The 13,031-nt window shown below is 69.1% G+C and carries 14 protein-coding genes; all 14 read left to right on the forward strand.

What is annotated here, in order from left to right; genetic code table 11:
* The first annotated feature begins 68 nt into the window (after nucleotides 1–68).
* Complete coding sequence (rpoZ, locus tag ACV7NN_RS01730; RefSeq protein WP_463347869.1) at nucleotides 69–326, forward strand: DNA-directed RNA polymerase subunit omega; 258 nt, start codon at nucleotides 69–71, stop codon at nucleotides 324–326.
* A gap of 79 nt (nucleotides 327–405) precedes the next feature.
* The gene (locus ACV7NN_RS01735; protein WP_463351211.1) at nucleotides 406–1,707 is read left to right on the forward strand and encodes a bifunctional phosphopantothenoylcysteine decarboxylase/phosphopantothenate synthase; all 1,302 of its coding nucleotides are present in this window, start codon (nucleotides 406–408) and stop codon (nucleotides 1,705–1,707) included.
* Between the two features lie 39 nt (nucleotides 1,708–1,746).
* Nucleotides 1,747–2,940, forward strand: coding sequence for a methionine adenosyltransferase (gene metK, locus ACV7NN_RS01740; RefSeq protein ID WP_463347870.1), 1,194 nt, complete (start codon nucleotides 1,747–1,749; stop codon nucleotides 2,938–2,940).
* A gap of 2 nt (nucleotides 2,941–2,942) precedes the next feature.
* Nucleotides 2,943–4,910 carry a primosomal protein N' family DNA-binding protein gene (locus tag ACV7NN_RS01745; protein ID WP_463347871.1) on the forward strand — a complete coding sequence of 656 codons (1,968 nt, stop codon included), beginning with the start codon at nucleotides 2,943–2,945 and terminating at the stop codon, nucleotides 4,908–4,910.
* Between the two features lie 133 nt (nucleotides 4,911–5,043).
* Nucleotides 5,044–5,964, forward strand: a complete 921-nt coding sequence (gene fmt / locus ACV7NN_RS01750; RefSeq protein ID WP_463347872.1) for a methionyl-tRNA formyltransferase — start codon at nucleotides 5,044–5,046, stop codon at nucleotides 5,962–5,964.
* A complete protein-coding gene (locus ACV7NN_RS01755; RefSeq protein WP_463347873.1) occupies nucleotides 5,961–7,343 on the forward strand; it encodes an RsmB/NOP family class I SAM-dependent RNA methyltransferase in 1,383 nt (460 codons plus the stop codon). The genes fmt and ACV7NN_RS01755 overlap by 4 nt, the downstream gene beginning before the upstream one ends.
* Nucleotides 7,344–7,379: 36 nt before the next feature.
* Nucleotides 7,380–8,039: a ribulose-phosphate 3-epimerase gene (gene rpe / locus ACV7NN_RS01760; RefSeq protein WP_463347874.1), complete on the forward strand. Its 660-nt coding sequence runs from the start codon at nucleotides 7,380–7,382 to the stop codon at nucleotides 8,037–8,039.
* A 73-nt stretch (nucleotides 8,040–8,112) separates the two neighbouring features.
* Nucleotides 8,113–8,376: a phosphoribosyl-ATP diphosphatase gene (locus ACV7NN_RS01765; RefSeq protein ID WP_463347875.1), complete on the forward strand. Its 264-nt coding sequence runs from the start codon at nucleotides 8,113–8,115 to the stop codon at nucleotides 8,374–8,376.
* A 44-nt stretch (nucleotides 8,377–8,420) separates the two neighbouring features.
* Nucleotides 8,421–9,260, forward strand: a complete 840-nt coding sequence (gene hisG / locus ACV7NN_RS01770; protein WP_463351212.1) for an ATP phosphoribosyltransferase — start codon at nucleotides 8,421–8,423, stop codon at nucleotides 9,258–9,260.
* Between the two features lies 1 nt (nucleotide 9,261).
* Nucleotides 9,262–10,026 carry an imidazole glycerol phosphate synthase subunit HisF gene (gene hisF / locus ACV7NN_RS01775; RefSeq protein ID WP_463347876.1) on the forward strand — a complete coding sequence of 255 codons (765 nt, stop codon included), beginning with the start codon at nucleotides 9,262–9,264 and terminating at the stop codon, nucleotides 10,024–10,026.
* The gene (gene hisI / locus ACV7NN_RS01780) at nucleotides 10,023–10,394 is read left to right on the forward strand and encodes a phosphoribosyl-AMP cyclohydrolase (protein ID WP_463347877.1); all 372 of its coding nucleotides are present in this window, start codon (nucleotides 10,023–10,025) and stop codon (nucleotides 10,392–10,394) included. Before hisF ends, hisI begins: the two co-directional genes overlap by 4 nt.
* A 25-nt stretch (nucleotides 10,395–10,419) precedes the next feature.
* Nucleotides 10,420–11,967 carry an anthranilate synthase component I gene (locus tag ACV7NN_RS01785; RefSeq protein WP_463347878.1) on the forward strand — a complete coding sequence of 516 codons (1,548 nt, stop codon included), beginning with the start codon at nucleotides 10,420–10,422 and terminating at the stop codon, nucleotides 11,965–11,967.
* Nucleotides 11,964–12,698 carry a Trp biosynthesis-associated membrane protein gene (locus ACV7NN_RS01790; protein WP_463347879.1) on the forward strand — a complete coding sequence of 245 codons (735 nt, stop codon included), beginning with the start codon at nucleotides 11,964–11,966 and terminating at the stop codon, nucleotides 12,696–12,698. The genes ACV7NN_RS01785 and ACV7NN_RS01790 overlap by 4 nt, the downstream gene beginning before the upstream one ends.
* Nucleotides 12,699–12,798: 100 nt before the next feature.
* The gene (locus ACV7NN_RS01795; RefSeq protein WP_463347880.1) at nucleotides 12,799–13,029 is read left to right on the forward strand and encodes a DUF6704 family protein; all 231 of its coding nucleotides are present in this window, start codon (nucleotides 12,799–12,801) and stop codon (nucleotides 13,027–13,029) included.
* The last annotated feature ends 2 nt before the right edge of the window (nucleotides 13,030–13,031 follow it).

A 13,031-nucleotide genomic window follows, 5' to 3' on the forward strand; every position in this document is an offset into this window, starting at 1 on the left:
CCTCGCTGTGCGCGTCTCACAGCGTCCGTCGATCGACGACCAGACCTCTACCAAGGAGCAGCACACGTATGGCAACCAACCTCAAAGGCATCATCGACCCGCCGATCGACGATGTGCTCGCCAAAGTCGAATCCAAGTACGCACTGGTGATCTTCGCATCCAAGCGGGCACGCCAGATCAACGACTACTACGCCGACCTCCACGAAGGCAGCCTCTTCGACAACGTCGGGCCGCTCGTCGACTCGACCATCGACGACAAGCCGCTCTCCGTTGCGCTTCACGAGATCAACGAGGACAAGCTGGTCATCAAGCCGATCGTCGAGTAGCGGCGTCGACGGGCCGACCGGAGAGGCCCTCATCCTGAGCCGTTCGATTTCCTGAGGGGATGCCGCTGTGAGCACTCGACTGACCATCGTCGTCGGAGTAACCGGCGGCATCGCCGCGTACAAGGCCGTCAGCGTCATCCGAGGCCTCGTCCTTGAGGGCCATTCGGTGCATGTCGTGGCGACGGAGGCGGCACTCCGTTTCGTCGGCAGGCCGACACTCGAGGCCATCAGCCGCAACCCGGTCGCGACCGACCTCTACGAAGGCGTGGCCGAGGTGCGGCACGTCGCCATCGGCCAGTCCGCCGATCTCATCGTCATAGCGCCTGCCACGGCCAACACCATCGCCAAGCTGGCGGTCGGGCTCGCCGACGATCTTCTCGGCAACACCGTCCTCGCAAGCACGGCTCCGCTCGTCATCGCTCCGGCGATGCACACCGAGATGTGGCAGAACCCGGCCACGGTGGCGAACATCGCCACGTTGAGGGAACGCGGGGTGATCGTCGTCGGGCCCGCCGTCGGCCAACTCACCGGCAGGGACTCGGGGACGGGTCGCATGGAGGAGCCCGCCACCATCGTGCACGCGGCCCTCGCCGCCGTCGGGCGTGAGACCACGCCATCCGAGAGCGCTCCGGCCATCGCGTCCGCAGCCGCTGCCCAGCCGGCAGCCGTCGTGTCGCTCACCGAACGGCGCCGGGCGGGCGAGTTCATCCGGCCGACGCGTGGCGGAGACGACCTCGCCGGCCGGCGCATCGTCATCACGGCGGGCGGCACTCGTGAGCCGCTCGACCCTGTCCGGTTCCTCGGCAATCGCTCGAGCGGCCGGCAGGGCATCGCCCTCGCCGTCGCCGCGAAGGCCCGTGGTGCCGATGTCACACTCATCGCAGCGCATCTCGAAGTCCCGCCGCCGGAGGGCGTCCAACTGATCGAGGTCGGAACGGCGAACGAGCTCCGTGATGCCGTCACCGAGGCCGCCCGAACGGCCGACATCGTCGTGATGGCGGCCGCCGTCGCCGACTATCGACCGGCCGAAGTGAGGTCGGACAAGATCAAGAAGTCCGACGTCGGCGACCGGCTGACTCTTGAGCTCGTTGCGAACCCCGACATCCTCGCCGGACTCGCCGCCGCCAAGCGGGAAGGCCAGACGGTCGTCGGCTTCGCAGCCGAGACCGAGCAGGACCCGTCGGCGCTGGTCGAGCTCGGCCGCAACAAGCTCCAGGCCAAGGGATCCGATTTCCTCATCCTCAACCACGTCGGCTGGTCACACGGCTTCGCCACAGAAAGCAATGAGGTCGTCGTGCTGAAAAGAGGCGGCGATATAGTGATGGAGGCCTCCGGCACCAAGCTGTCGGTGGCCGATCGTATCCTCGACGTCATCGCCTAACGCAAACCAGATGTGGATGGGCCCGAACATGGGACAACTATGACTGAACTGCGCCTCTTCACCTCCGAATCGGTCACCGAAGGCCACCCGGACAAGATCTGCGACCAGATCTCGGACAGCATCCTCGACGCCCTCCTCACCGAGGACCCTGCGAGCAGGGTCGCCGTCGAGACACTAGTGACGACGGGGCTCGTGCACGTCGCCGGTGAGGTGACGACGAGCGGGTACGTCGACATCCCGACCCTGGTGCGCGACCGCATCGTCGACATCGGCTACAACTCGTCCGAAGTGAGCTTCGACGGGCGCTCCTGCGGCGTCTCGGTCTCGATCGGCGCCCAGTCGCCGGACATCGCGCAGGGCGTCGACAACGCCCTCGAATCCCGCGCCGAGCAGAGCGGGGACGACCTTGACCGCCAGGGCGCCGGTGACCAGGGCATCATGTTCGGCTACGCCACCACGGAGACCCCCCAGTACATGCCACTGCCGATCTGGCTGGCACACCGCCTCGCCGAGCGCCTCGCCGAGGTCCGCAAAGACGGCACACTCGACTATCTCCGCCCCGACGGCAAGACCCAGGTGACGGTGGGCTACGAAGGCTTCGTGCCCAAGACGGTGCAGACCGTCGTGCTCTCGACGCAGCATGCACCGAGCATCGGCTCCGAGACGCTGCAGGCCGAAGTCATCGAAGAGGTCATCAATCCCGTCCTGCACGGCGCCGGCCTCGACTCCTCGCACGTTCGCACGCTCATCAACCCGACCGGCCGTTTCGAGATCGGCGGCCCGAAGGGCGACGCCGGTCTCACCGGCCGCAAGATCATCGTCGACACGTACGGCGGCGCCAGCCGGCACGGCGGGGGAGCATTCAGCGGAAAGGACCCGTCGAAGGTGGACCGCTCGGCCGCCTACGCGATGCGCTGGGTCGCCAAGAACGCCGTCGCCGCAGGTTTCGCCGACCGGCTCGAACTGCAGGTCGCCTACGCGATCGGCAAGGCGGCTCCGGTCGGGCTCTACGTCGAGACCTTCGGAACGGGCGTCCTCCCTGACGAGCGGATCATCAGGGCGATCCGCGAGGTCTTCGACCTGAGGCCGGCAGCGATCATCCGCTCGCTCGACCTTCTTCGTCCGATCTACGCGCAGACGGCGACGTACGGACACTTCGGCCGTGAGCTTCCCGACTTCACCTGGGAGCGGCTCGACAAGGTCGACGACCTGCGCTCCGCCGCGGGACTGTAGGCGTGACGGCGGCAGGCAGGGTCGCCCGCGTACTGATCGACTCGGCGCTGCCCCAACTCGATCATCTCTTCGACTACCGGGTGCCCGAAGCACTCCTGGCGGATGCTGCCCCGGGTGTCCGCGTCAAGGTCCCGTTGCGCACGGCGGGGCGCATCGCGGACGGCTACCTGATCGAGTTCCCCGATGAGGAGTTCGAGGGGACGCTCAGCGACATCGACGCGGTCGTCTCTCCGGTACCGGTGCTGTCGCCGGAGGTGTGGGCACTCGCCCGCAGGGTCGCCGACCGCAGCGCAGGCACGGCCAACGATGTCGTCAGGCTGGCGGTCCCCGGCCGCCAGGTGCGCGTCGAGAAGACCTGGCTCGCGACACGCAGTGAAGAGAGCCCGGCCAGCGTGCCTTTCGCTGCGCCGGCCGTTCGCGGCTACGAAGCCGGTCGCATCGAGAGCGCGGTGGCTGACGGTCAGCGAATCGCCCTCCAGGCCCGGCCTCAACTCGCCGAGCTTCCCGACGGCTCGTGGGTCGGCGAGTGGGCGGTCACCCTGGCGACAGCTGCGGCGGTCTGCTGGTCCGCCGGTCGCTCCTCGATCGTCGTCGTTCCCGACTATCGTGACCAGGATCAACTCGCTGCCGCACTCGGGGCGATCGTACCGCCCGAGGCAGTGGTACGGGCGGATGCTCGCCAGTCCAACCCGGAGCGGTATCGCGCGTTCCTCGCCGCCCTGTCATCGCCCCGGATCGTGATCGGCAACCGGTCCGCCGTCTACGCCCCTGCATCCGACCTGGGCCTCCTGGCGGTCTGGGATGACGGGGATCCGCTGCACGCCGAGCCGCTCAGCCCGTACGTGCATGCGCGGGACGCGGCGCTCGTCCGGCAGGAGCTGCAAGGATGCGCGCTCATCTTCGCGGCGCACAGCCGGAGCGTGGAGGTGCAGCGTCTCGTCGAAGTCGGCTGGCTGCTCGACGTCGCGCCGGACCGCGCGATCAGCCCGAAGGTGGTCCCGACCGCGAACCAGGCCGCGAACGATGCGGCGGTCCGTGCGGCGCGCATCCCTTCGACAGCCTGGCAGACGGCCAGATCGGCGCTGGAGTCCGGACCTGTGCTCGTCCAGGTGGCTCGGCCGGGTTACGCGCCACTGCTCGCCTGCGCGAACTGCAACCAGGCTGCCCGCTGCAATCGGTGCGAGGGCCCCCTCGGGCAGGCCCGCTCCGGGGCGACCCCGGCGTGCGGCTGGTGCGGCGCCCTCGCCACGGACTGGCGGTGCGAGAACTGCGAGCACGCACGGTTCCGCATGGTGACCGTCGGTGCAGGCCGCACGGCCGAAGAACTGGGCCGCGCGTTTCCCGGGGTTCGGATCGTGGTCGCCGACGGCGAGCATCCACTGCAGACCATCGGATCGGCTCCGGCCTTGATCGTCGCAACGCGGGGTGCCGAGCCGATCGCGGCCGGCGGGTACCACGCGATCCTCCTCCTCGACGGCGAGCGGATGCTCGCACGCGAGACGCTGCGCGTGACCGAGGACTGCATGCGCTGGTGGTCGAACGCCGCGGCGCTGGCCGCGCCGGGCGCATCGACAGTGCTCGTCGGGGTGGGCGGAGTGCTCGCGCGCGACCTCGCCACGTGGCGCCAGGTCGACTTCGCGCGGCAGGAGCTGGTCGACAGGCGTGCGCTCCGTTTTCCGCCTGCGGTACGGCTCGCTTCCCTCACCGGTTCCGCGGACGTCGTCGACGAGGCAGCGGCAGCGGTCGACCCTGCTCTTCTCATCGATGTTCTCGGCCCAGCCCCGCTCGCCGAAGGAAATGTGCGGACCATCCTCCGGTTCGACTACGCCCACGGAGCAGCGGTCGCCGCCGCAGTGCGCGCCGCGATCGTGCGGAACGCCACCCGCCGCCGCCGCGCGCCCGCGGGCAAGGGCGGCTTCCGGCCGGCGCCGGCGCTCAGAGTGCGCTTCGACGATCCCGAGATCGGGTAGCCGGGTTCGCCGACCATGCTGCTCGCCCGAGTCTCGCCAGACGCCGCAGCCGGTTCGCGCATCCCCGCCGGCTGCGAGAGACTGGATCGATGAACCGCAGAACCTTGACGACCGCATTCCGGGTCGGGCACGCATGAGGCTGGTCTTCGCCGGCACTCCGGCCGTCGCCGTCCCCGCGCTGAACGAGCTCGCCGACGGGCCCCATGAGATCGCCACCGTCATCACACGCGAGGATGCTGCGGTCGGCCGCAAACGCATCCTGACGCCGTCGCCGGTCGCGAGCGCCTCGCAGGAGCTCCGCCTGCCGACGATCAAGGCCAACCGGCTCGACGCCTCCGTGACCGGACGCATCGCGGAGCTGCGACCGGATCTCGGTGTCATCGTCGCCTACGGGGGACTGGTGCGCGAGCCACTCCTCTCCCTGCCGCACCACGGGTGGATCAACCTGCACTTCTCGCTCCTCCCGCGCTGGCGGGGCGCGGCACCGGTCCAGCACGCCGTGATCGCAGGTGATGCCGTCACCGGCGCATCCGTCTTCCAGCTCGTCCCCGAGCTCGATGCCGGGGCCGTCTTCGCCGAGGTCACCCGCGCGATCGGACCTGCCGAGACATCCGGTGACGTCCTGGACGCCCTGGCCGGCATCGGAGCGCATCTTCTCGCGGCGACGGTGGATGCGATCGCAGACGGCACTGCACACGCCTCCCCGCAGGCCGGCAACCCGACGCTGGCACCCAAGCTGACGATCGACGACGCCCGGATCGATATGTCGAGTGCCGCCCCGACCGCGTTCGATCGCATCCGTGGCGTGACACCGGAGCCCGGTGCGTTCGTGATGCTCGGCGACCAGCGGTTCAAGATCCTCGAAGCGGTCCTCGCTCCCCAAGAAGCGCCTCTGGCTCCAGGGCGACCGGCACTCGTGGACAAGCGCGTTCTGGTTGGCACCGGAACCCATCCGCTCGAACTCGTCACGGTGCAGCCCGCCGGAAAGCGGCCGATGCCCGCCGCGGACTGGTGGCGCGGTCTCGCGGACACCGCGGAGGTCGTCCTCGCATGAGCGAACGAAGCCCACGCGTCCAGCCCGCGAGACGGGTCGCCTACGACGTCATCGCCGCCGTGCGCGAATCGGATGCCTACGCCAACCTGCTCCTTCCCGCGCGCATCGCCCGCGCATCCCTCGATTCAGCGGATGCGGGGCTCGCGACCGAGCTGACGTACGGCACCCTGCGGATGCAGGGCTACTACGACCGCGTCATCGCGCGCGCTGCCGGGCGGCCGATCGACCGTATCGACCCGCCCATCCTGGACGTGCTGCGACTCGGCACCCACCAGCTGCTCTCCATGCGCGTCGCTACGCACGCCGCGGTCGACGAGTCGGTATCGCTCGCCCGGATGGTCGGATCGCGGTCCGCGACCGGCTTCACCAACGGAGTGCTGCGGGAGATCAGCCGGCACACTCCCGACGAGTGGCGGGAGCGGATCGTCTCGGCTGCGTCCAGTGCAGACGACGAGCTCGCCGCCGTCCACTCGCATCCGGTCTGGGTCGTGCGCGCGCTGCGACGCGCCCTGGAGGCGGAAGGCCGAGGGGAAGAGCTCGAAGAGCTGCTGAGCGCGGACAACTCTGCTCCGCGCGTCAACCTGATCGCCCTTCCCGGCCTCGCCGACGTGCCCTACGACGCCGCCGTCGACCGGTTCTCGCCGTTCGGCTTCACCTCCGGAGGCGGCGACCCGCAAGGGATCGTGGAGGAGCACGATGGCCGCGTCCGGGTGCAGGACGAGGGCTCGCAGCTCGCCGCACTGGCAATGAGCCGGGCCCGTGACATCGCGGAAGGCGAGGTGTGGCTCGACCTGTGCGCCGGTCCCGGCGGGAAGGCTGCGCTCCTCGCAGCCGAGGCCCGTGCGGGGGGCGCGACCCTGATCGCGAACGAACTCGTCCCGGTCCGCGCCGATCTGGTCCGCCGCGCCCTGGCCGCCGTTCCGGAGTCCGTGGAGGTCTGGGAACGCGACGGCACGACCATCGGCGAATCCGACACTGAGCGCTTCGACCGCATCCTGCTCGACGCGCCATGCACGGGCCTCGGCGCGCTGCGTCGCCGGCCCGAGGCCCGCTGGCGCAAGACCCCGCGCGACGTCGCCGACCTGACGAAGCTCCAGGCGGAACTTCTCGACAGTGCCTTCGCCGCGCTCAAGCCGGGCGGCGTGCTCGCGTACGTGACCTGCTCGCCGCACATCGCCGAGACGCGGCTGTCCGTGTCGGATGCCCTGGGGCGGTGGGGCGACGCGGCCGAGGCGCTCGAAACCGCGACTGTGCTCCAGGAACTCACGGTCGAGCGCCTCGACCTCGCCGGCGACCCGACCCAGGTGCAGCTGTGGCCGCATCGCCATGGAACGGACGCGATGTTCATCGCCCTGCTGACGAAACGTCCCGCGACCTGAGCGGTGCACGGTGTGCGCTTCACTAGGCTGAAAGGCATGCCCGCCCGGATCAACCCCAGCATCCTCGCCGCCGATTTCGTCAACATGGAGCGCGATCTGGGAAAGATCGCGACGGCGGACCTGGTGCATGTGGACGTGATGGACAACCATTTCGTGCCCAACCTGACCTTCGGACCGCAGATGGTGGGGCGCATCCAGGACGTCTCGGCAATTCCGCTCGACGTGCACCTGATGATCAGCGACCCCGAGCGGTGGGCGCCGGGCTACGCGGAGCTGGGCGCGTATTCGGTGACGTTCCACGCGGAGGCTGCCACCGACCCGGTCGGACTGGCCCGCCGGCTTCGTTCGATGGGCGCCCGTGCGGGGATCGCGCTGAAGCCGGGAACCGCGGCTGACGACTACCTCGAACTGCTTCCCGAGTTCGACCAGGTCCTGGTCATGACGGTCGAGCCGGGGTTCGGCGGCCAGAGCTTCATGCCGGAGACGATGCCGAAACTCCGGCAACTGCGTTCGGTGGTCGCGGAGCGCGGCCTCGACGTCTGGCTCCAGGTCGACGGAGGCATCACCGAGGAGACCATCGTCACGGCCGCCCAGGCCGGAGCCGACACCTTCGTCGCCGGCTCCAGCGTCTTCCGCGCCGACGACCCCGCCGCGCAGATCAGCCTGCTGCGCGATACCGCGGCCGCACACCTCTGACGAGGGCGCGTGCCTTCCGAGCGCTCATCCCCACCGGGCGGTCGCCCTCACCGGGAACCGATAGCCTGTACTGGTGAAAACCTTCGACGACCTCTTCGCCGAGCTCAACGACAAGGCCACCAGCCGGCCCGCCGGTTCGGGAACCGTCCGTGAGCTCGATGCGGGCGTGCACGCGATCGGCAAGAAGATCGTCGAAGAAGCCGCCGAGGTCTGGATGGCCGCCGAGTACGAGACCGACGACCGCACAGCGGAAGAGATCTCGCAGCTGCTCTATCACCTCCAGGTGCTCATGCTGGCGAAGGGGCTCACCACGGCAGACGTGTACCGACATCTGTGACCCGTTCACACACCGTCGAATTCACTGACCCCGAAGGCCTGTCCATGCTCAAGATCGCCGTCCCCAACAAAGGTTCCCTGTCCGAGACCGCGGCCCAGATGCTGCACGAGGCCGGCTACGTCGGCCGCCGCGACCCCAAGGAGCTGATCGTCGCCGACCCCCGCAACGGCGTCGAGTTCTTCTACCTGCGTCCGCGCGACATCGCAACGTATGTCGGGTCCGGAGCTCTCGACGTCGGCATCACCGGACGCGACCTCCTTCTCGACTCCGGGTCGGCGGCGGCCGAGATCGCGGCGCTCGATTTCGCGGCGTCGACGTTCCGGTTCGCCGGCCCGACCGGTGTCTTCACCGATCTCGAAGACCTCGCCGACAAGCGGGTCGCCACCAGCTACCCTGGCCTCGTCGGCGACTTCCTCGCCGCCAACGGCGTCACGGCCGACCTGATCCGTCTCGATGGAGCAGTCGAGTCCGCCGTGCGGCTCGGCGTGGCGGATGCGGTGGCCGATGTCGTCGAGACCGGCTCCACGCTACGCAAACAGGGTCTCGAGATCTTCGGGCCCGTCATCCTCGAATCCGAAGCGGTGCTGATCTCCTCACCGACGAACGCCTCGGGCATCGACACTCTGCTCCGACGACTCCAGGGCGTCATGGTCGCCCGCCAGTTCGTGCTCATCGACTACGACCTGCCCGCACGCCTGCTCGAGCAGGCTGTCGCACTGACCCCCGGAATCGAGTCGCCGACGGTCTCCCCGCTGCGCGACCCGGAATGGGTGGCCGTTCGAGCGATGGTCAAACGCGACAGCACGAACCACGTCATGGACGACCTGTACGAGCTCGGCGCCCGGGCCATTCTGGTCACGCCCATACACGCTGCGCGGATCTGACATGTCGCTCGCGGTGAGGGTCATCCCGTGCCTCGACGTCGCCGACGGCCGGGTCGTCAAGGGCGTCAACTTCCAGAACCTGCGCGATGCGGGCGATCCGGTAGCACTCGCGCGCTCCTACTACGAACAGGGCGCCGACGAGCTCACGTTCCTCGATGTGACCGCCACTGTCGACAACCGGTCGACCACCTACGATGTCGTGCGGGCGACGGCCGAACAGGTCTTCATCCCGCTCACGGTCGGCGGGGGAGTCCGCAGCACCGACGATGTTGCGCGCCTGCTCGGCAGCGGGGCGGACAAGGTCGGCGTGAACAGTGCCGCCATCGCGCGTCCCGCGCTGGTCGCCGAGATCGCCGACCGGTTCGGTGCGCAGGTGCTGGTGCTCTCGCTCGACGTCAAGCGATCGGCCGCCACCCCATCCGGTTTCGTGGTGACGACCCACGGCGGTCGAACCGAGACCACGCTGGACGCGCTCGATTGGGCGGCGAAGGCGATCGAGCTTGGGGCTGGGGAACTTCTGGTCAACTCGATCGACGCCGACGGCACCAAGGCCGGCTTCGACCTGGAGCTCATCGGACTGATGCGCGCAATCAGCTCCGTGCCCGTGATCGCTTCGGGCGGCGCCGGCGCGGTCACCGATTTCGTCCCCGCGATCGCTGCCGGAGCGGACGCCGTTCTCGCGGCGAGCGTCTTCCACTCGGGAGAGATGACCGTCGGGGACGTCAAGCGCGAACTCGTGCAGGCAGGAATGGAGGTCCGCTCGTGACCGGATCCGTGGATCGCGCGATCATCGACAGGGTCGCCTTCAACCGCGACGGCCTGGTGCCGGCGATCATCCAGCAGTGGGACTCCGGCGAGGTGCTCATGATGGGGTGGATGGACGAGGAAGCGCTGCGGCGGACCCTCACCGAGGGCCGAGTCACGTTCTGGTCGCGGTCCCGCGGCGAGTACTGGCGCAAGGGGGACACATCCGGCAACGCGCAGTATGTGAAGGGCGCGGCCCTCGACTGCGATGGAGATACCCTGTTGGTGAAGGTGGAGCAGATCGGCGTCGCCTGCCACACCGGCACCCGCACCTGCTTCGACGGCGACCAGCTCGCGCCCGTCGTTGGAAACGCACCGACCGATTCCTGACACCTTTCGCCCCGGGAGACCCCGCATGACCACCGCAACCGGCTCGCTGTCAGCGACTGGCTCGACCACGGCCGACGACTTCCAGGCCCTCCTGTCCGCCCACCGGGTGGTTCCCGTCGTCCGCGAGCTCTTCGCCGACGGCGAGACCCCCGTCGGCATCTACCGCAAGCTCGCCGCGGGCCGGCCGGGCACCTTCCTGCTCGAGTCCGCGGAGCAGGGCGGGATCTGGTCGCGGTTCTCCTTCGTCGGCGTCTCCTCCTTCGGGGTGCTCACCCAGGACGGCGACGACGTCCGCTGGCTCGACTACGGCGTCTCTCGCGAACGCGCACTCGGCACGAGCGAAACGGTCGCGCCGCTGGTGGCACTTGCGCACCTGTACGAGCGGTGGCAGACGCCGAGGGTCGAGGGACTTCCACCGCTCACCGGCGGACTCGTGGGGTTCATCGGATGGGAGGCCATCCGCCAGATCGAGCGCCTGCCGAACCAGCCGGTCGCCGATTTCAGCGTTCCCGGCCAAGCGCTCTGCTTCGCGGCGGATGTGGTCGCCATCGACCACCGCTACGGTACGGTCAAGCTCATCGCGAACGTCCTCAACGACGGCGTCGACGACCCCGCTGCACTCTGGGCGCAGGCGCAGGAGCGGCTGGATGCGATGCAGGCCGGTCTCGCGAAGCCCGCGGAGGCGTGGCTCGCCGAGGTCGACCTGTCGACTCCGGCACATCCGGTGTCGCGCACAGAACGGGACGACTTCCTCGCCTCGGTCGTCACCGCCAAACAGCACATCCACGACGGCGACGTCTTCCAGGTCGTCATCTCGCAGCGGTTCGAGCTCGACTGCCCCGCGCATCCGCTCGACGTCTACCGCGTGCTCCGCAGCCTGAACCCCAGCCCGTACATGTACCTGTTGTCGCTCGAGCGCCCGGACGGCGGAGAGTACTCGATCGTCGGGAGCTCGCCGGAGGCGCTGTTCAAAGTGCAGAACGGGCGCGCTTTCACGCATCCGATCGCCGGGTCGAAGCCGCGCGGCGCCACGCCGGAGGAGGACCTCGAACTCGAGACCATACTTCTCGGCGACGACAAGGAGCGCGCGGAGCACCTGATGCTCGTCGACCTCGCCCGCAATGACCTGCTGAAGGTCTGCGCCGCGGGCTCGGTCGAGGTCACCGAGTTCATGCGCATCGAGCGGTTCAGCCACATCATGCACATCGTCTCGTCCGTCGAGGGCGATCTGCTTCCGGGAGCGACCGCCATCGACGTCTTCCGCGCGACCTTCCCCGCCGGCACGCTCTCCGGCGCTCCGAAACCGCGGGCACTCGAGATCATCGACGAGCTCGAGCCCGCACAACGCGGCGTCTACGGCGGTGTGATCGGCTACTTCGGATTCGCGGGCGACGCCGACCTCGCCATCGCGATCCGCACGGCGACGATCATGGACGGGGTGGCGCGCGTCCAGGCGGGCGGTGGGCTCGTGGCCGACTCCGATCCGGTGAGCGAATTCCAGGAGTCCCAGAACAAGGCGGCGGCGCCACTGCGTGCCGTGGCCGTCGCAAACGCCATGCGACGGGTGAAGTGATCGATGTGACCGAAGAAGTGTCGAGCGACGAACGGCAGGCGGGGAACCGCCGGGCCAAATACACGACGATGCTTGCGATCGTGGTGGGCGCAGGCCTCGCGCTCCTGGCCTCGACCCAGCCGTGGATCACCGTCCATCTCGCGTCGGCGGCGAATCACGCGGGTGACGTCGTCGTCCAGGGGTCTGCGGCCGCTCCCGCGCTCACTGCTCTCTCGCTTGCTGGTCTTGCCCTCGCGGCCGCGCTGGCCATCGCGGGTCCCGTGGTCCGGATCGTGCTCGCCGTGCTCGGCATCCTGATCGCCGTCTCCGTCGTGCTGTCCGCCGGCATCGCACTCGGCGACCCCGTGCGAGCAGCTGCTGCGGCGATCACGAGCGCCTCCGGCGTTTCCGGGGGCAGCTCGGTCGCCCGCCTCGCTGAAAGCGTCGACGTGTCCGTGTGGCCGTGGGTCGCCATCGCGGGTGGGGCGGTGATCGCCGTGGCGAGCGTCGCGGTGATCGTGAGCTCCCGGCGCTGGCCGGGGGCGTCGCGCCGCTATCAGGCTGTCCGGTTCGAGGACGCGGACGGTCTGCGCGCCGAGCTCCCCGAAACCGACCGGGACAGTGCGCCGGATGCCCCCGCCGCGGCCGAACCGGCAGCATCCGACGCGGCCGGCGAAGGAGCTCCGCTCGATCGCGACGCGGCGATCGACAGCTGGGACGAGCTCAGCCGGGGAGAGGATCCCACGCGCTGAGGCTGCGCGACGGGGGTCCCCGGCTTCGCTAGACTTGACCTGAGCCATCCAGAACATCGTGCGCCGCCACAACACGGCGCACCCGACACGCGGGAGTTTCATGAGCACGGAGTCAGTGGAGCCAGGGCACGGGCACTCACCGGCAGCCTGGACAGCCGTCATCATCATGCTCATCGCCTTCGCGATCGGCACCGTGGCGTTCTTCCTCGACCTTCCCTTCCTCGTCTGGGGTGCTGCCGGCCTTCTCGTCGTCGGTCTCATCGTCGGCTGGATCATGGCGCGCGCCGGCTACGGTGTCAACGGCGACAAATACACCCCGAAAGAACACTGACG

Source organism: Leifsonia sp. Ger2509 (genome assembly GCF_055231915.1).